Source organism: Methanosarcina sp. DH2 (genome assembly GCF_020804225.1).
Classification (GTDB): Archaea; Halobacteriota; Methanosarcinia; order Methanosarcinales; family Methanosarcinaceae; genus Methanosarcina.
This window is the reverse complement of sequence record NZ_WJBI01000001.1, coordinates 862,643-880,786: the sequence shown is the minus strand read 5'-3', so window position 1 is coordinate 880,786 and position 18,144 is coordinate 862,643. Positions and strand designations below refer to the sequence as shown.

Genomic DNA, 18,144 nt, shown 5'->3' with positions numbered 1-18,144 from the left:
AGATAATTAATAACTAATTGCCAGCAGTTTAAATATAGAAGTTTAACATGTGACCAATCACCTAAACGTATAACCAATTACCATCACAAATAATCGATCAGGGGAGTAATACTATGCAGATAATCGGAAGTAGCGTAGCGCAGACTACAGAGAGTAATATAGGGAAGTTATCCAAAAATAGCACTGAGGGGTCAATAAATTACATCAATGCACAGATCATGGATGAAATGAACAGAGATACTGATAAGCTTGCTGAAAAGCTCAAGGGTTTCATACGAGACCAGGTTACCGCTTTTAAGAAAAAGGGGGTAGTCCTGGGAGTTTCGGGAGGTATTGATTCAGCTGTAGCCCTTACGCTTTGCGTACAGGAATTCGGGAAGGAAAACGTGTACGGAATTCTCCTCCCTGAAAAAGAGTCAGCTCCTTCAAGTAGAACCCTGGGGGCGGAAATCTGTGAAAGCCTGGGAGTTTCATATGAGGAAGTCCCTATTTCTCCAATTATTGAGGCCCTTGGCATCTACGACAAAAAGGAACAGATAATAAAAAGGACCTGCCCGGAATACGACCCCGAGGTGCACAAAACCTCGCTCGTGCTACCTGACTTCCTCAATCAGGGGCTGTTAAATGTTCCGTATATCAGGCTGATAAAGGATGGGGAAACGGTTGCCAGGTACAGGTTGAAAGCAAACGATTATCTGGAATTAATTGGCCTGCAGAATGTCAAACAGAGGTCCAGAATGATAGTCCAGTATATGTATGCCGAAAAGATGAATTACGTTGTTTGTGGCACAACCAATAAGACCGAACTTGTCCTTGGTCAGTTTGTGAAATACGGAGATGGCGGCGTCGACCTCGAGCCTCTTGCAGACTGCTATAAGACTCAGATCTATGCCCTGGCAAAACACCTCATGGTAAATGAGGCAATTATAAAGCGTCCGCCAAGTGCCGATACATGGAGCCATTATACAACCGATGAGGAATTTTACTGGCGCATGCCCATGCATATCATGGACCAGCTGCTGTACGCTAAGGAACATAAACTATCCTTAGAGATTACTGAAAAGAACACCGGTCTGCCCGGAGATACTATAGAAAAAGCCTGGAGGCACATCGACAGAGTAAGGGATACGACCGAATATGTGCGGGCTACTCCTCCTGTCTATTATCTGGGAAAGTAAGCTGCATAGAGTAAGCCTTATACTAAACGTAAGCTGGTGAATTGCCAGAAAAACTATTTGAGGGCTTTACCCTAGAAAATCCAGAAGTTTAAGTTCAAAGTCGAGGCTTGAAGTCAAAGTTCAAGATAATATCTCGGTTAATAATCCAGATGGATAAGCATGAACACCACAGTTTCTATTGTACGCTGCTCCGACTACTCAAACGTAAAAAGTGCAATTAAAGAGTCACTTTCCCTGATAGGCGGACTTGAGAATATTATTACTCCGGGTAAGCGCGTGCTGCTTAAACCTAATGTGCTTGCTATCCGGGCTCCTGAGGACGCTGTCACAACTCATCCTGCAGTAGTATCTGCAATGTGTGAACTGGTTAAGGAGGCAGGCGGTATCCCGGTGATAGGAGACGGGTCAGGGATTGTGAAACCGGGTTCTACTACAACTTCGGAGGCTTTTCATGCATCGGGAATTGAAGATGTCGCATCAGCTTACGGTGTGGAGCTTATCAATTTCGAGACTTCAGGTTACACCGAGATCTCTGTTCCCGGTGCAAGGCAGTTTCCACGCCTGTATATCGCAAAAGCATTCCTTGAAGCTGATGTGATAATCTCACTTCCGAAACTCAAGACCCATGAATTGACACTTTATACAGGGGCTGTCAAAAACTTCTTTGGAGCTGTACCTCAGAAAATCAGAAAACAGGCACATGCTCTGGAAGACCGTGACCGCTTTGGGGAGGCCATAATTGATATCTACTCAATAATCAAACCTCATCTTGCAATTATGGACGGAGTGATCGGGATGGAGGGAAATGGCCCTGCCAACGGAACACCTGTAGCTTCAGGAGTGGTCATGGCAGGTTACGATTGTGTAGCCCTTGACATGGTTGCTTCCGAACTGATAGGAATCGATCCTTTGAAGGTGCCTACAAACAAAGCCGCACTTTCAAGAGGGATCGGGACCAGGTATCCGGAACTTGCAGGAGTACCTCTGGAGGAGGTGAAAGTCAGATTTAAAATGTCCGAAGGTGGAGCCACCGCAATGGTGCCCTCTTTTCTTATGAGAGCCTTTAGGAAACATTTGACTGTAAAGCCTTTTATCAACACCTCAAGCTGCGCACTTTGCAAAGCCTGTGTCTTGAACTGTTCAGCACATGCAATTGAGGAAATAGGCAGGACACTGAAAATTAATCAGGAAAAGTGTATCCAGTGTTATTGCTGCCGTGAACTGTGCCCTAATGATGCGGTAGAAATAAAAAAGTCCTTACTCCTTAAAATTGTAACCCGAAGTAAAACCTGATCAGGTATCACATGATAAGATAAATCATGGAATAAAACTTCTTTCTAAATTGTGTATTATCAAATTTCAATAATATGGTTCGAACTTCAATTAACGTAGTCCAAGACTAACTATAGGAAATATATTTATCGGTGGAAGAGTAATGAAAAGTAAGTATCACGCGTTTTCACCACAAAATGGGGGGCATTACCATGACTGCTGTAATATCTAACAGAGATAAAGTAACTTTCAGTGAAGTGGCTGATCACTACCATAGCAATAAACTCATCTTCGGGATAAAGTATCTTAAAAACTGGGTTCTGGAACGTCTCGCCTCGTGTGCCCCGGTTCCCTCCTGGAGAGCAAAACTACATAAAATGCGAGGTGTGAACCTTGGGAAAAATGTATATGTCGGTTATGATGTGGTCTTCGACAGGCTCCATCCCGAAATGATCACAGTGGGGGATTACGCTGAAATCGGGGACCGCTGCTTCCTATCTGCTCATTCAAGAGGCAGCCTGACCACAAGACAGGCGTATCCGAGGACCATAGCTCCCATAAAAATCGGGCGTGGGGTTTCTGTGAATCCAGGATGTATAATCACCCAGGGCGTCGAGATCGGAGAAAACTCGATAATAGGGATTGGCTCTGTAGTTAGCCGTGACATCTCTCCGAACAGTCTTGCCCTGGGTTATCCGGCTCGAGTTGTCAAAAAGCTCGATGGTGTGGGTGATCTCCAAAACTGATTTACAGATCCCTTAATCTTTTTTTTCTTTTTGTCTCCTTATCAATTATTAACTTTTTTACTATTAATTTCTGATTACCTGACCACAAGACAGGCTTTTAATCAATAATTTTTATTTTTGCCTGACGTTTTTTGTTTAATATATCAACCCGATTTGGAATCATTTTTCAGCTTTGTAACTGAATTCAAACCCAAATTGACTCAGAGCAAACAATACCATTATTATTACAATAAAAACACAGAAAACAGATACAAGAGATACTATTAGATAGTTAAACAAGCCGCCAGCTTCTGCGAACCCGGTATCCATTATTGAGAATACACTTATAGGCTTATTGTACAGCGGATAAAGATAAGCACATCCTCCTTCAGCAATATCATCTAAAAGCAGATGTGTAAGGAAAGCAGACCCTGCAAAAATTGCCATGTATACTGCTTTGCTGAGCTGCCTATATGCAATATATCCGACAACTCCTCCGAACAGAACTGCAGTAGAACTGAACATTAATGAATGTGTCGGGATCGAGCCAATCGAGCAGTGCTCTAAAGTGCTGTTTACGAATATATTATATACAACCATTATATCCGGAAACAGTGTAGATAAACCGCCTACGAATGCCAGCAATAACAGCTTCCTTGAGTCTTTAAATGAGAGTTCTCTGCGAGAGAGAGCTGTTGTTGCAGCATATACACCTACAGCGCCGACGCAAAACAAAAAAAACAGAACATGTACAACCGGATATGGCATGAGAGACCCTTTTTTCAAATGTTTGAAATATCTTTTTCACACGAAACGTATCTAAGAGATTTTAGAATCTTCCAATCTGATCAAACCTGAGAAGATCGATATCTCTATAATCTCTATTGATCAATCTTCTATAAAATTTTGTTCCTCTCTGGGCTCGCTGAATAAGTGTCGATATGTTTTCTTTAAAAGGAATTCGGAAAAAAGCCCGAGAAGATATCCTCATAAAGGAATAAGTTCTACAAGTAACCCGTCTTCAAAAGGATGCCTTTCAATAATGAAAATTCTTGTTCCAAGAGGTTCAAGTTCTTCTTTAAGCCCATCCTTAAGGTCTTCAAGCACCCACCAGGCGATCTCAATTTTTCCGCTTTTTACTTCGAAAAGTTCATCAGGAACTTCTATCTCCCTGAGGATCTCTTCTGCAAGCTCCTGATTCCCCCCATTGATAACCCCATAGATGAGAGTTCCGTCTTCAGTGATTTCATCAAACTCTCTTGCTATGTTTTTTGCAATTCTCTGAAATCTTTTGCGCAGCTGGACTGCATCCTTATAGGTCGAAGAACAGAAATGTACTTTCTTACAAACATGGAAAGCTGTTTCAGCATGCGTGCAGGAACCGGCAGCGGCACAGGAAGTGTCTGATTCCAGGGAAAACCCGTTTTCAAGAAGAGCTTCTGAGTTATTATCGGAAAATTCCAGTTCGTTCAGGTTGAGGAAAATTCCCATTTCCTCTGCAAAAGTTGCGACCCTCTCCGCACCTTCCAGAGAAGGGATTTCTATTCCGGTTTCCATTCCAAGATCTTTTGCATTTCGCAGGGTATCTGCATAGGGGCTGTGCATGAGCTCTCCCCATAATGCCTGCGGAGGATGAAAGCGGATTTCATCAAGGCCTGCTTCTGCCAGCTTTTCAAGGGTTTTCCTATCAGGAGCTAGAGACGTATAAAGATGAATATGATGATTTTTCCCAAAAGAGGACTTAAGCAGTCGGACGTAGTGCAAGACTCTCTCCAGCTTAAGTAGAGGCTCCCCACCAGTAATCCCTGTCCCGAGGGCATCCATAGTCTCAGCTTCTTTAAGCAAGTCTTCATCGCTTTTTACAGGCCTTTCATTTGCGAAAACCAGGTCTTTTCCATGTCTTCCGTCAGAAAGCGGGCAGTAAAAACAGCTTTTAGGGCAGAGGCCCGTTACAAAGAGCACCATTTTGGCACCCTGCTGACAGAGCCTACAGCCCTCTGAGAGGTAACTGCAAAAAGAGCCTGTTTCATCCTCGGTGAACTTTTCCATACCTGAGACTGCATATTCTTTTGTCCTATATAAGGCTTGTTTCCTGATGCCTTCTTTCCCCAATGATGAATGGGAACCCAATAGAAAGGGATTTTCCTAACCTGCTTAGAAATTAATCGAATCCGGCTTAGAAACTAATATATCTATCAGGTGCTAAAGGTTCACTGATGTCAAAGATGGATGGATACGTCGTAGTTTTCGGCTGCAAAAGATGTGGTAAGTGCAAGGATGTGTGTCCTGTGGGAGCCATTTATGAAGAAAACGAGCTTGCGAAAATCGATCCTAAAAAGTGCAACCTTTGCATGAAATGTATTGACGAATGTAATAACAGGTCCATCATCTACATGGACTGATATGAAAATGACGTCGTAATGAGGCTGAACAGAATCAGAAAATCAGGACAAGGTGGAAAGAGATGTTTGACCCGGAAAAAGTTCCAGTTAAGGGAAAGGTCACAGATATTACAGTCCCAATTTCTTCTTTGACTCCCATTTTTCCAGGAGATCCGGAACCTTCAATTGAAATGACCTGTACTCTCGAAAAGGATGGGTGTGCAGTATCCAGATTGAGTTTCGGGAGCCACACAGGCACGCACGTTGATGCGCCATCTCACATCCTGAAAGACGGATTTTCAGTTGATAGACTGGACATAGAGAGCCTTATGGGTAAGGCGGTTGTTCTGGACTTTTCTCAGAGAAATGGGGCATTGACAGACTATATTCTTGATGAGGCTTACAATGACCGGAAAATTACTGAAAGTGTTCCTATACTCCTTCTGAAAACCAGATTTTCTTTCCGGAAAGGAATCCATCCCGAAAGTTCAGGTCTTCAGGAAGAAGAAAGCGACAAGGAGAAGGAACCTGAGGAGCCACTTGAGGAATCTGTTTATCTTGATGCAGGCGCCGCATCCTGGATTGTTCGGAACGGGTTCAAAACAGTGGGAACTGATGGCTTTTCCGTTGATAACCTATCCTCAGAAGTCCTGCCTGCTCATCACACACTTCTTTCAAATAACGTGAACATCGTAGAATGCCTTGACCTCAGCGCAATAGAAACAGGAATATATTTTTTCCTGTGCTTGCCCCTGAAAATTGATGGATGTGATGGTGCCCCGGCAAGAGCATTACTGATTTCTTACTCCTGATTTCTTACTTCTGATTTCTTACTCCTGATTTTTTCCTAATTTTTTTCTGATATTCAGAACCTGGCCATCGTATATCTCATGCCGTCCAGGGTGACCATTTCAAACAGGAACTCGCCTGAGACAGGGTATTCTATTACCACTGCCGTGTTTTCTTCAACAACTGACAGCATTTCACTGCCCTCCTGAGTCCGGGCAGGAACCCATACGCCTTCAGAATTCGGGATACCTTTTATGAAATGGATTGTTTTTCCTTCAAGAAGTACTCTTTTTTTAACTCCGTTTTTGTACTGATATATAATGATATTATTTTCAGGGATCCACTCGGAGTCGGTCAGGTTGCCATTACATTCCTGATCAGGATCTACTCCGAAACTGATATATCTGACAGATGGCGGGAGAGAAAAGGTCAGGGTGCACATACTTCCCTCAGGGCTATACCTGTCCGCAGAGTCACGGGCGTACCCTTCCTGGATCGAGAGAAGAGAAAGGGAGGCGGTTTCTGCCTGGGCTTTTATCTCTGCGTCCTGAAGGACAGGCGAGGCTATATTCCAGGCATGGGCCAGAAGGATCACTACTGCAGCCAGAAGCGCAAGATACACTACAAGCTTAAGAGGAATCGTATCTGCGGCTATAGTGTTGGAAATAAAATTTTTCATATAACTGTGAATGATCCTTACATAATAAAAATTTTTACTCTACGGGAGGGGCCAGTTTTCTGACTGCTAATAACTAAAAGGAAAACTTGAAGATAAATAACAGGTTAAAGGATAACAGGAGACGACTGATAAAAGAAAGCTTGACTAAAATAATGATCAAAAGATAAAAATGATATGAAAGGTAAAATTCATCGGAAAACACAGGAGGGTCTGGAATAATCGAGGAATGCGACGAAAATCTGCTATGTATTTCTTTTACTGAGGAGCAGCTTGAGGAAATCAAAAAGTATGCAGCCCTTAACGGTATGGAAGTTGAAGAATTTATACAAAACGTTTGCCTGACTCACTGCCTCCAGCAGATGGAATATGTCTACGGGCAGAAACCTGAAGAATCTAAAGTTGCGGGTGGGGCTGCAAAATCAGAAAACGGACATAAAATCGAGCCAAAGGAAGTAGAAGCCAAAAGCAAAAAGCCGACTTCAAAAGACCTGCTTGACGGGCCGCTCGTACTGGATCAGCAGTGCATAATGGATCTCTTTTCCATTAAGAGGGAATTCGGACATAGTTCAAACAACCAGATAATCACAATTGCCCTGAAACTGGGCTTAAACCAGCTCAGTGTAGCCCTTGATCTGCTCAAGCATAAACCAAAAGAGAAAAAGTAACTATCGGAAAAATGAAACGACAGCTTCTGAAAGTGCAGGGTTTTTACGCCCTGCTGGTAAACCATTCAAGAAACTTATCGATAGCCCTGCGCCGGTGGGAAACTTTATTTTTCTCTTCGTCCCCGAGTTCCCCGAAGGTCGTGCCCTGGTATTCGAAGATAGGATCGTACCCAAAGCCGCCAGTTCCACGCTCTTCATATGCGATCCTTCCTTCAACAATGCCGGGGAAGATCAGAGGCTCTTTTCCGGGTTCGCAGTATCCGATTACGGTTTTAAAATATGCTGCCCTGTCCTTTTCTCCTTCCATCAGTTTCAGTACTTTCGGGTTTCCTAGTTTATCCTCTACAAAGCGGGAGTAGGGGCCAGGAAAGCCGTTTAAGGCATTTATGAAGATCCCGGAATCATCTACCATCACAGGCATGTTCAATTTGTTTGCAACATACTCGGCCCCATGAGCCGCAATTGGTTCAAGTTCATCTTCCTGAAGTTCAGGATAACCATTTTTGTCCTGAATGACTTCGATCCCGAAAGTTTTGAGGATCTCCTTTATTTCGGCAAACTTGCCTTTATTTCCCGTAACAAAAACGATCTTATGCATAGCGAGCCCTCTTTTTTATCTCTTCAACTCGCCTGAGTACTTCCTCTGAACCTATAAAAGTACTTGCATATCCTTTTTCGAAAGCTTTAATAAGGGTTTCATGGTCGCGGTGAGTGCTCTCAAAGGTCTGGAACAGTACATGAACATCCACGCCTCTGGCTTCCAGGCTTTTGTCAAAATAAGCAAGTCCGAAGTCAATAAGGTAAAGCCTCTCGCCTGCAAGAAGGAGATTTGAGGTGGTAAGGTCCCCGTGTACTATACCTGAACTGTGCAGTTTGCCTACAAGCTCTCCAACTTTTTCCGAAACCTCAGGATTTATGAGGTACTTTATGGGGACTCCTTCGATGAACTGCATTTTGAGCTTGAAGTCCTCAACATCATAGATGATCGGTGTTGGCACTCCTGCGCGCCTGGCTTCAGACATAAGGCGGGCTTCTGTCCGGTTTCTCTCTCTTCTTATCCTCTCATCTATCTCTTTATGCCTGTAAACTTTGGGAACTCTTTCCTTAATAAGTGCTTTCTTTCCTTCAGGTCCTTCTTCAAGATAAATAACAGCTTCAGCCCCGTTGTCCAGCATTTCTCCGGGTGGCATCCTGAAGAAAGCCTCAGGGGAAATTTCAGGGACCTTTTTCATCTCTTTTTCCTTTATCCACGTCACTTCCACATCATCGGTCCTGAAACTCGGGTTTACACGAGAATCCTCGATGGAGATGGTATTTCCGGACCTGTACATCAGGAGCCCTGTGTATGCAATCATTGTCCCGTTATCGCCCATGAAGCGTTTTTCCGGCACATAGAACTTTGCATCCCTGGCTTCACACATCTTGTCTAACATTTCACGGAGCCTGGTATTTGCACCTACTCCGCCTGCAAGCAGCACTTCTTTTTTTCCTGTGTGGGCAAGGGCTCGTTCTGCAACTTCCACGACCATCGCAAAAGCGGTTTCCTGATAGGAGTAGCAGACATCCTCAAGAGAAGCTTTTTTCAGGGCTTCGCTCGAAGCAGTGGAAAGCCCTGAAAATGAGAGATCCATTCCTTTAATTACGTATGGGAGAGGGATGTATCTCTTTGCGTCTTTTGCACACGCCTCAATTTTAGGCCCTCCCGGGTGAGGCAGGCCTGCTCCCCGCGCAAATTTATCAAGGGCATTTCCAAGGCCTATATCAAGGGTTTCTCCAAAGACCCTGTATTTCCCTTCCATATACGATATAACCTGGGAATTTGCCCCACTTACATAGAGGACAACAGGGTCTTTTGCAGGAGTTCTCCAAATCCCTATTTCTATATGTGCAATGCAGTGGTTGACCCCTATCAGGGGGATTCCAAGGGACAGGGAAAGCATCCTGGCTGCTGTTGCAATAGTCCTCAGGCAGGGTCCGAGCCCTGGTCCCTGCGAAAAAGCTATGCCGTCGATATCTGAAGGCTCTACCCCTTTTTCTTTTGCCTCCGCAAGGAGTCTTTTAATAACGCTTGCTGCAAATTTTGCATGGTGTTGGGCGGCTTCCCTCGGGTGGATTCCGCCTTTTTCAGGCTTATAAGTTTCTGTAACCTCGGCAATAATTTCGGTCTCGGTCACGATTGCGGCACTGAGGTTCCAGGCAGTGCCTTCGATTCCAAGGATGAATGTGTTTTTCAAGGCTTCCGGTCTCCTTTCCAGTCCTTTTCCTCTGCTTGCTGTCACTGCCTTCGATAATACCGGAGAGGGTTATATACATTTGCTTTTCTGACATCCTTGAAGGATTTCTGGTTTATCCCCCTTTTCTCCCAATCTTTTTCTCTTCAGCCCCTCTTTCTGATTTATTTTTTCTAGCTTCCCTTTTCAATTTCTCTTTTTCAGTTCTCCTTTTCAGATTCTCTTTTTCAATTGCTTTTTTATTTTCTAATTTCCCTTTTTCAGTTTCTTTTACAGGGTCTCAGAATTTTCCAAGCTTTTCCACGCTTTCTCTCATGGGTTCTGGAGAGAACAGGCTTTTTTCAAGCCTTTTTGTAAACTCTTCAAGAATTGATACAGGGATGTCAAAATCCGGAGGTGGAGGGGTAAGCGTCTCAAGTTCGAGTTCTTCTTTTTCCGTCCTGTCGGGCCTGAACCCTGGAAGGACCAGAAGAGAGGATAAAATCAGAATCGTGAGCACATACTCTTTTCCATAAAGAGCCCATGAAACGCTGTTTGCACCAGCCGGGTAAAAAGTCTGGCTTATAATGGCTGCAGGCCAGGATATGAAGGGCAGGGTCGAGGCTGCGGGGTGAGATAGCAGCACGCTGAAAATTAAAAAGAAAATTAGGCTGAACCCTGTTTTTTTAATAAAACCATACGTTTCCGGAGCAAGCCACCATTCCCACCAGGCATTTCTGAGGTGTCTTGCACGGATACTTTTAAGAAGCAGGGATGCAGGCTGTTTTACCTTCCTGGAATTTTCGAGCTTCAAGCATTCTTCAAGCCTTTCGGAAGCTTTTCGGAAGTAACGGACCTTGCAGTAGAAAAGGCCCAGGAAATACAGGGCATAAGCCTTCAATTCGTTGTCTCCGGGCTCAAGGCAAATGGCTGCCTTTTCAAGTTTTCCGGCAGTTGCAAGGAGCATATACCTGAAACGTGCACTATCCTCCTCAAAAGAAGATTCTGCATACATATACCTGGCATACGCATCCCAGAGCAGGAGCTTCTGGTCTTCCGTATCCAGGGCAAGAGCTCGCCTGAAGGACTCAAGAGCGTCTTCGCACGCCTGTTCTTCAAGTTCTACTCTACCCTTAAGGCTCCTTGAAAATGCATTATCCGGAGCTTCTGCAATTGAAGCTTCAAGCTCTTTTAATGCACCCCTGCTGTTCCCCAGCCTGAAGTAAATCTCTGCAAGCCCGTTTCTGGCATGAATATTCTTCGGGTTTGCTTCAGTTGCTTTCCTGTACGCCCGCAGGGCATTTTCAAAATCTCCCTGCCTTGAACAGGCAAAACCCAGCAGGCAGGAGGGAGTATCAGAATCTGTACCCTCTACTGTGAACCTCTCAAGGACCCTGGCAGCTCTCTCAAAATCCTGAAGCCTTATAAGAGCAAAAGCTTTCATTACCGAAGCCAGTGTATCTTCGGGGTCGGAGATAAGGACGCTATCAAATACTTCCAGGGCATTTCTCCATACTCCGCAGTGGACAAAAACAATTCCCTTCCCGAAGCAGGAGGTTTTTCCGTATCCAGAAAGTTTTCTGGCACTCTCAAAGGCTTTCAGGGCATCTTCGTATCTGCCAAGAGCGTCAAGGGCAAAACCTTTCCCTGTCCTGAGCACTTCCAGCATGGGCTTTTTCCTGGCAGGGTCCGGAATCCAGAACTTTTCCGCCTTTTTTTCTCCACCGTTTTCTCCAGCCTTTTCTGTGCTTATGGCTGTATAAAAAATCTCTTCTGCCTGCTCAAAAGCCTCCAGAGCTTCTTCATATTTCTCAAGACATATGAAGGCAATTCCTCTATAGATCGGGGAAGATATGTCCTCTGAGCTATAATTTGTTGCCCTGTCAAAGGCTTTAATCGCTTCTTTATATTCCCCAAGTTCGGCAAAAGCAAGCCCCCTGTACTTCCATCCTTCGGCTCCGATTTTGTCTTCAGGAAGCTTCCCGGATAGCTCAAGGTATTTTTTAAAAGCTGTCTGCAGCTGATTTTCAAGAGGTTCTTCGGTATCTTTTTGCCTGGTTTTAAGCATGGAGAGGGCAACTCCCCTGTTGTATCGGGCAGGCAGGCTTTCATAGTCAAGTGTAAGGAGATTTTCATAAGCTTCCAGAGCTTCCCTATATTTCCCTAGCTTACAGAGCGCATTTCCTTTTCCATTCCAGGCAAAGGCATTCTCGATATCAAGGCTTAGAGCCTGCTCAAAAGCCTCCAGAGATCTGGAGTAATCCCCAAGCTCATAATAGACCTCTCCAATGCCGCTCAGGATGCAGCTGTTTTCAGGCCCGAAAGAGAGGGCTTTTTCGTAAGCCTGCATTGCTTCATAATATTTTCCGAGGGCAAGGGAACAGCTGCCCATTCCTCCCCAGGCTTCTGAATTTTCAGGATTTTCTTTAAGGGTTTTACTGAAAGAATCAAGCGCACGCTGGTAATTCCCAAGAGCCAGCAGGGCTTTTCCCCTGTCGATTTCTGCCTCTTTATAAGAACTGTCCATCTGAAGTACACTTTCAAATGCCTGAAGAGCTTCCCCATACTTTCCCAGACTTCCGAGCAGCCTGCCTCTTTCTATCCTGTTTCTTACATTCTTGGGCTCAAGAACAAGGCTTTTTTCAAAAGCTCCAAGTGCTTCTTCTCTTTTTCCTATGCCTTCCAGAATTTTACCCTGAGTTTCCCATGCACCTGCAGAAGCAGGTTCAAGCTCCAGAGACTTTTCACATGCTCTCAAAGCTTCCCTTCTCCTGCCCAGGGAAAGGTATGCTTTTGCCCTTCCTTCCCATGCTCCTGCATGTGAAGGTTCCAGCGCCAGGGCTTCTTCAAATGATTCAAGGGCCTCTGCATTCTTTCCCAGAATATATAGGGACACTCCTTTGTAATACCAGGCTCCAGGATTTTCAGGATTTGTTTTAAGTGCTCCTGAGAGCGCTGAAACTGCCTCAATGTGCTTCCCTAGCTGGTTCAAAGCAAGCCCGCTGTAATAAAGAGCACCTGCATGTTCCGAATCCCTTTCAAGCACTCCTCCGAAAGCCTCCAGAGCCTGCTCAGGAAGATTCAAATATCCTAATGTAAGCCCCTTAAAGTAACGGGCAAGAACATTGTCCGGGTCAAAAGCGAGAGCCCTTTCAAAAGCCTCCAGAGCTTCTTCAGGGCGGTCGAGGTACCGAAGTGTATTTCCCCTGTACTGCCAGGCGACCGTGTCATGAGGATTAATCTCAAGCAGGTAATCAAAGGCTTCAAGAGCTTTTTCAAAGTTTTTCTCTGACCCGATAGGATTTTTCAGGTTCAAAAGAGCAAGGGCTTTACTGTACCAGGCTCTGGCGTAAAGAGATTGCATAAGACCTCTGGCATTATCTTCTAAAAATATTTATATGGAATTATATATGCGCCCAGATATAAATACGATTGCAGAAAAGAGTTACTGATTTACTAAATCCGGTATTTGCCTAAGCTTAAAGCTCAGATTCTCTTTGAGCCCCAAAACTGTTTTTTAGTTATAGTTATAAATACAACTCCACAACTCGTCTGGCTGCATGTCGGAAGAAATAAAGACGAGAAACAAAGACGAGAAACAAAGACGAGAAACAAAGACAAAAAATAAAGACAAAAAATAAAGACAAAAAATAAAGACAAAAAATAAAGACAAAAAATAAAGACAAAAAATAAAGACAAAAAATAAAGACAAAAAATAAAGACGAGAAATAAAACTAAAAGTGAAGCGAGGAGTAACACGAGACTTGAGTAAAAAATAGGGCAGAAGAAAAGGATACTTAAAAAATTCGTTTTGACATAGTATTTAATCCTATTTATTTAATTCTGTTTCTTTTCCGGCGGCAGCCTGATAATCAGCCTGACATTTTTTAAGGTCAGGTTTTTGATAACAAGAGGTTTTTGCCTGAACCCTTTTATTTTCAGGTTTTCTACATGCATATCCTTAATTTCAATAATCTTTACTCTCTCTTTTTTCTCGGACATGTTTTCCCCTTTTCTTATCTGAAAGCGTATATTTCATTTTAGTCTCATATTTCTGGTTGAATATAATATTTCATAAATAAACCGCTTTCTGTCCCCAGTTGAAGTTCGGGAACCCGGTTGAATTCAGGAACTAAATTTTATTTTCCGGGATCTGAAGTTGAGAGTGTTTAATAATATCCTTTTTCGGGAACTACTTTCCGAAAGCTGCGGCTTGCAGTCGATCAAAAAGACGGGTAAAAAGACGGTAAAATTAAGGTCAGTAAATTGAAAAGCTGGTTGAAGAAAAGACTCTTAGTAATCTGAGTGAAAGGAGCCGCAGGAAAACTCCTGCGGTCCGGGTTGAAAAATAAGTTATGATTTCCCTTGCGGGTTATTTCTTGAACTCGGTATAGCCGCACTTTCCGCAGGCAAGGCGGTTTTTGTGTTCGGCAAGGAATGTACCGGGTCCGCATCTGGGACAGAACTGTTTGAGTCTGGTTACGGAGTCGCCCTGGACTTTATAGTAATCTTTTACTGCCATGTTTATACACCTCAGTAAGGCTTAAGCCTCTTCTCCCTCGGTCTCTGCTCCCGGGGCAGGGTTCCTCTTCAGGACGTATTCCTGTTCTACCTGTTTCATGCGGGCTGCATCTTCGTAGAGCTTTGCATAGCCCTTGCTTTCCTGCATCCCGTATTCGGTCTTGATCCTCTGGATGACCAGCAGTTCAAGGGGGGCGTTTAACATTGCAGCAAGTTTGTTCCTGATGTCACTTCTGGAAGGAGTCGAACCTTCATATTTCACTATGAAATCCAGTTCCCTTCTGTTTAAAAGTGCATTTTTTTTATCTTTAAGGATCTTTATGTCCATCTAAAATTCTCCGTATCTTATCCAATTCATTATTCTGATTTTTGCTGATGAGCTTTTCAAAAAGAGCCCTTATTTCTTCTTTTTTTTCCTCAGTGACCTCTACAAAGACCACTCCCTCATCGGGCTGTCCGTAAAGGACCACAGACCCCAGTGGAGCCATAAGGATTACAGGAAGGGTTGCCAGATCCTCTTCTCCTTTTACAAAAATGCGGAGAAGCTTTTCTGAGGCAAACGCTTCGCAAAGGGTTTTTATCAGCTCATCGGTGATAATCCCTGCCGGGTTGTCAACCGAAACTTCTTCGTAGACTTTGTCCCTGTTCCGGGCCGACACATCTTTGGATACCGGTTTCCTTTTGGTGCGGTCATCCACAATACAGATGTCCGGAATAATCCCGGCTTCGAGCAGGTGGAAGGTAGTAACATCCCCTACGGATATAAGTTTTGTGGGGCTTGCAAGCTTCCCTACAAACTTTTCTACGGTATCCCTGCCCTTACCCCTGTATAAAGTACCAAGGGGTTTTTTCATAAGTGGGCGAAGTTCTCTCGGAAGTTCGATATGAACACTCAACTCAGCGCACCTTCAAGGCAAATCTATCCGGGATGTCAACCCCGAGTCTTTTTGCGATTTCCGAGCGTTCCGTGTCAAGGATAATAACAAGTCCACTCCATTCCTCTGCGAGGTCCGAAGTTCCGCAAACAGGACAGGTTTGCCCTTCCAGGACTCTCAAACAGTGTCGACATACTTTTTCTGGCATTGCAAATCCTCTCTTTTGCCTTTCTTTTCTATTCAGGCTGTCTCTTCACCTGCGATTTCCTGAGGCTGCTTCTTCCTGCGGGCTTCTTCGAGCCACTGCAGTTTTCCAAGGGCAGTCTGGCGCATGGTAAGCCCTATCTTACTTTCTTTTGGCTCCCTTTCATTGATACTGACCGCAACAATTCTGGCTCTTACATGGTCCCCTTCGGCAATTGACTTGCCTCCGGTTTTAGTTACAAGCCTTGCGTTTTTTGCATCATAAGAAATGAAGTCGTCAGTAATCTGGCTGACATGGAGCAGCCCGTCCATTGGTCCCAGTCCTATGAAGACTCCGAAGCCGACAGCTTCCACGACCTCGCCTTCAATAATCTCCTGGAGATCAGGAAGGAACATTACTGCTTCAAATGTCACATCGTAATATACAGCCCCGTCTCCGACGAGGATATGCCCTTCTCCGACCTCGTCGATATTATAGACCGCGACAAGAGAACCAAGCTTTTTGTCAACCTGTCCCTCAAGTTTTTCCCGTAACGCGTTTTTAATGGTAGGCATTATTTCTTCCCCGAGAAGGGTAGGAGGAATGCGAACAGTATCAACGAGTTTCATTAATTTATACATCTGCTAATCACCCGTAAACCTAATCAATGGAACTGCTGCCCGGAGATGTCCGGTGGGTTTTTCAAACAAAATCCAGTCTGTTTTTCTGGCGCAGAGATACGGTCTGGATCCCGTTTTCAGCAAGCCTGCGCTTCAGCCCTATATCATTTGTCAGAACAGCCGCTTCCATTTCTCTGGCGAGCCTGAGAATCAAGTCATCCGCGTGCCCCGTACCGGCTATTCGCCTGCACCTGTCCATCATGGACCTGGCAACCTTTGCGGCTGTTCTGTTTGAACCTTTTTCCCGCTTTATGAGTTTTTCTATTTCAAATACAACAGCTTCAGGCACATAGAACTCATTAAAACCCAGCCTTTTCAGTTCTTCGAAAATATCCACTCCGAACTGGACAGGGATCATGAACCCGTTAGTATCTATTATAATTTTCAACTCTTTATTACCCCTACTCCAATGAGCCTCCAGCGGGAATCGACTCTCCTGCTGATAGCAACCATAGCTCCAATGGCTGCACTTATCGGGCGCTTGAGTGCTACCTGGGCTTCATTTTTCCGGGCACTTGTGACCACACCTACCGTCGTTGCGGTCCCTATGTTGAGCATAAGGGGTTCGCTGGTCTTGATCTCGTTGATCTTTTCTTCCCTGGTGACTCCCACAACCCTCTCGAGCAGGTGCAGCTCCATTACAAACTGGTGCCTTGTATCAGGAAGAGTGCCTGGGGTGCCTGCGATTTGTCCGGTTAATGAGTCGCCTTTTGTCAGGGTAGGGTCAAGATAGGTTCCAACAGCCAGAAGGCCTCCAGGAGTTGCTTCTTCAACCTTTGTTGCGCCTGCATAAATGGATGAGACCGTGGTCAGAATAGGAACCCATTTAGTTGTACCTTCGGTTGTAATTTTTATTCCCGGCCTTATCTCGAGCTCGTCTCCGGGGTGAAGTACACCTTCTGTAAGGGTGCCTCCGATAACTCCTCCGCGGATTTCATCAATTGAAGCTCCGGGCCTGTTAATATCAAAAGACCGGGCAATCAGCATGCTGGCAGGCTTGTCTATTTTGTGTATAGGAGTCGGGATCTGGGTTTCGAGAGCATCGATCAGGATATCGATGTTAATATTCTGCTGGGCAGAAATCGGGATTACAGGCGCATTTTCGGCAACCGTACCTTTGACAAATTCTTTTATCTGGTGATAGTGCTCGACAAGGCGCTCCCTTGATACAAGATCGATTTTATTCTGGACAATAACAATGTTTTCAATTCCGATTATGTCCAGAGCCATAAGGTGTTCCTTTGTTTGGGGCTGCGGGCAGTCTTCGTTTGCGGCAATTACAAGCACTGCGCCGTCCATAATTGCAGCACCGGAAAGCATAGTTGCCATCAGGGTCTCGTGCCCCGGGGCGTCTACAAAAGACACTGTCCTGTGCTCTTCTGTTTTTTCTCCGCAGGTAGGGCAGGTTTCTGCCACAGTATATCCCTGAGGAGCAGGACATTTCGGACATTTCATGAATGGGGAGTCTGCATACCCCAATCTTATCGAAATGCCTCTTTTTACTTCTTCACTATGCGTATCCGTCCACACGCCGGATAAAGCTTTAACAAGTGTGGTTTTTCCATGGTCGACATGGCCTACCATGCCGATATTAACACAGGGCTGACTCAAGTTGTAGTTTCCTCCAGTAAAGTGAAGATAATCTGATATAAGGCAGTATTTTTCCGAAATCTGTACCTTCAGGAATTCTAACTGCTTTTTCCCGGAGTCTGCAGACTTCAAAGCTTAAACCTTATTGATCTTTAATTTTCACTATGTGATCCTTAGTTTTATTATAATCTGTAACTTGAAGCGGGATTTTTTCGGAACGGGTTTACATTAGCCCGAACCCCTTCTCCAGGCAGTTCTTTATTTCCAAACTGAAAACCCGGGCAAAATCTGTCATTAAATTTTTAGTTACGGCTTGAACCTAGCAGATTCAGGTGATACTTTTAAAGTTTACGGTATCCTGCACAATTCATATCTACTAATGCCGGAAAGCCTTA

General features: G+C 44.5%; 20 protein-coding genes. 6 read left to right on the top strand and 14 right to left on the bottom strand.

Annotation, left to right across the window (positions count from 1 at the left end):
- Nucleotides 1–113 precede the first annotated feature (113 nt).
- The 3 genes from nadE (at nt 114) to FXV91_RS03790 (ending at nt 3,196) form a co-directional block, all read left to right on the top strand.
- Nucleotides 114–1,178, top strand: coding sequence for an NAD(+) synthase (gene nadE / locus FXV91_RS03800; RefSeq protein ID WP_229388477.1), 1,065 nt, complete (start codon nt 114–116; stop codon nt 1,176–1,178).
- A gap of 159 nt (nt 1,179–1,337) precedes the next feature.
- On the top strand, nt 1,338–2,471 hold the full coding sequence (locus tag FXV91_RS03795) for a DUF362 domain-containing protein (protein WP_229388474.1): 1,134 nt from the start codon (nt 1,338–1,340) through the stop codon (nt 2,469–2,471).
- Nucleotides 2,472–2,647: 176 nt separating this feature from the next.
- Nucleotides 2,648–3,196, top strand: a complete 549-nt coding sequence (locus FXV91_RS03790; protein WP_345945461.1) for an acyltransferase — start codon at nt 2,648–2,650, stop codon at nt 3,194–3,196.
- A gap of 159 nt (nt 3,197–3,355) precedes the next feature.
- On the opposite strand, the gene FXV91_RS03785 is transcribed toward FXV91_RS03790, so the two are convergent.
- Together FXV91_RS03785 and FXV91_RS03780 are read right to left on the bottom strand one after the other, a co-directional pair.
- Complete coding sequence (locus tag FXV91_RS03785; protein WP_229388470.1) at nt 3,356–3,943, bottom strand: metal-dependent hydrolase; 588 nt, start codon at nt 3,941–3,943, stop codon at nt 3,356–3,358.
- Nucleotides 3,944–4,162: 219 nt separating this feature from the next.
- On the bottom strand, nt 4,163–5,224 hold the full coding sequence (locus FXV91_RS03780) for a radical SAM protein (protein ID WP_229388468.1): 1,062 nt from the start codon (nt 5,222–5,224) through the stop codon (nt 4,163–4,165).
- A 167-nt stretch (nt 5,225–5,391) separates the two neighbouring features.
- On the opposite strand from FXV91_RS03780, the gene FXV91_RS03775 reads away from it, so the two are divergent.
- Complete coding sequence (locus tag FXV91_RS03775) at nt 5,392–5,577, top strand: 4Fe-4S binding protein (protein ID WP_229388466.1); 186 nt, start codon at nt 5,392–5,394, stop codon at nt 5,575–5,577.
- A 62-nt stretch (nt 5,578–5,639) separates the two neighbouring features.
- Nucleotides 5,640–6,368 (top strand): cyclase family protein, encoded by a 729-nt coding sequence (locus tag FXV91_RS03770; RefSeq protein ID WP_229388464.1) that lies wholly within the window; start codon nt 5,640–5,642, stop codon nt 6,366–6,368.
- Between the two features lie 53 nt (nt 6,369–6,421).
- Here the strand turns inward: FXV91_RS03770 and FXV91_RS03765 are convergent, their stop codons facing one another.
- Nucleotides 6,422–7,024 (bottom strand): hypothetical protein, encoded by a 603-nt coding sequence (locus tag FXV91_RS03765; RefSeq protein ID WP_229388462.1) that lies wholly within the window; start codon nt 7,022–7,024, stop codon nt 6,422–6,424.
- A 305-nt stretch (nt 7,025–7,329) separates the two neighbouring features.
- Here FXV91_RS03765 and FXV91_RS03760 point away from each other — a divergent pair, with 305 nt between their 5' ends.
- Entirely contained in the window at nt 7,330–7,689 is a 360-nt protein-coding gene (locus FXV91_RS03760) for a hypothetical protein (protein WP_229388460.1), read from the top strand.
- A 43-nt stretch (nt 7,690–7,732) separates the two neighbouring features.
- Here the strand turns inward: FXV91_RS03760 and FXV91_RS03755 are convergent, their stop codons facing one another.
- The 11 genes from FXV91_RS03755 to FXV91_RS03705 form a co-directional block, all read right to left on the bottom strand.
- A complete protein-coding gene (locus tag FXV91_RS03755) occupies nt 7,733–8,287 on the bottom strand; it encodes an XTP/dITP diphosphatase (RefSeq protein ID WP_229388458.1) in 555 nt (184 codons plus the stop codon).
- Complete coding sequence (locus FXV91_RS03750) at nt 8,280–9,968, bottom strand: bifunctional N(6)-L-threonylcarbamoyladenine synthase/serine/threonine protein kinase (RefSeq protein ID WP_229388456.1); 1,689 nt, start codon at nt 9,966–9,968, stop codon at nt 8,280–8,282. The genes FXV91_RS03755 and FXV91_RS03750 overlap by 8 nt, the downstream gene beginning before the upstream one ends.
- Before the next feature lie 232 nt (nt 9,969–10,200).
- Nucleotides 10,201–13,263 (bottom strand): tetratricopeptide repeat protein, encoded by a 3,063-nt coding sequence (locus tag FXV91_RS03745; protein WP_229388454.1) that lies wholly within the window; start codon nt 13,261–13,263, stop codon nt 10,201–10,203.
- A gap of 473 nt (nt 13,264–13,736) precedes the next feature.
- Complete coding sequence (locus tag FXV91_RS03740; protein ID WP_229388452.1) at nt 13,737–13,901, bottom strand: hypothetical protein; 165 nt, start codon at nt 13,899–13,901, stop codon at nt 13,737–13,739.
- A gap of 370 nt (nt 13,902–14,271) precedes the next feature.
- Nucleotides 14,272–14,421: a 30S ribosomal protein S27ae gene (locus FXV91_RS03735; protein ID WP_229388450.1), complete on the bottom strand. Its 150-nt coding sequence runs from the start codon at nt 14,419–14,421 to the stop codon at nt 14,272–14,274.
- Between the two features lie 21 nt (nt 14,422–14,442).
- Nucleotides 14,443–14,748 carry a 30S ribosomal protein S24e gene (locus FXV91_RS03730; RefSeq protein WP_229388448.1) on the bottom strand — a complete coding sequence of 102 codons (306 nt, stop codon included), beginning with the start codon at nt 14,746–14,748 and terminating at the stop codon, nt 14,443–14,445.
- A complete protein-coding gene (locus FXV91_RS03725) occupies nt 14,729–15,316 on the bottom strand; it encodes a GTP-dependent dephospho-CoA kinase family protein (protein WP_229388446.1) in 588 nt (195 codons plus the stop codon). The genes FXV91_RS03730 and FXV91_RS03725 overlap by 20 nt, the downstream gene beginning before the upstream one ends.
- A 1-nt stretch (nt 15,317) precedes the next feature.
- On the bottom strand, nt 15,318–15,503 hold the full coding sequence (gene spt4, locus FXV91_RS03720) for a transcription elongation factor subunit Spt4 (RefSeq protein ID WP_229388444.1): 186 nt from the start codon (nt 15,501–15,503) through the stop codon (nt 15,318–15,320).
- Between the two features lie 32 nt (nt 15,504–15,535).
- Nucleotides 15,536–16,120, bottom strand: coding sequence for a DNA-directed RNA polymerase (locus FXV91_RS03715; RefSeq protein ID WP_229388442.1), 585 nt, complete (start codon nt 16,118–16,120; stop codon nt 15,536–15,538).
- 61 nt (nt 16,121–16,181) lie between these two features.
- Complete coding sequence (locus FXV91_RS03710; protein WP_229388439.1) at nt 16,182–16,547, bottom strand: DNA-binding protein; 366 nt, start codon at nt 16,545–16,547, stop codon at nt 16,182–16,184.
- Complete coding sequence (locus tag FXV91_RS03705; RefSeq protein WP_229388437.1) at nt 16,544–17,770, bottom strand: translation initiation factor IF-2 subunit gamma; 1,227 nt, start codon at nt 17,768–17,770, stop codon at nt 16,544–16,546. The genes FXV91_RS03710 and FXV91_RS03705 overlap by 4 nt, the downstream gene beginning before the upstream one ends.
- Nucleotides 17,771–18,144 lie beyond the last annotated feature (374 nt).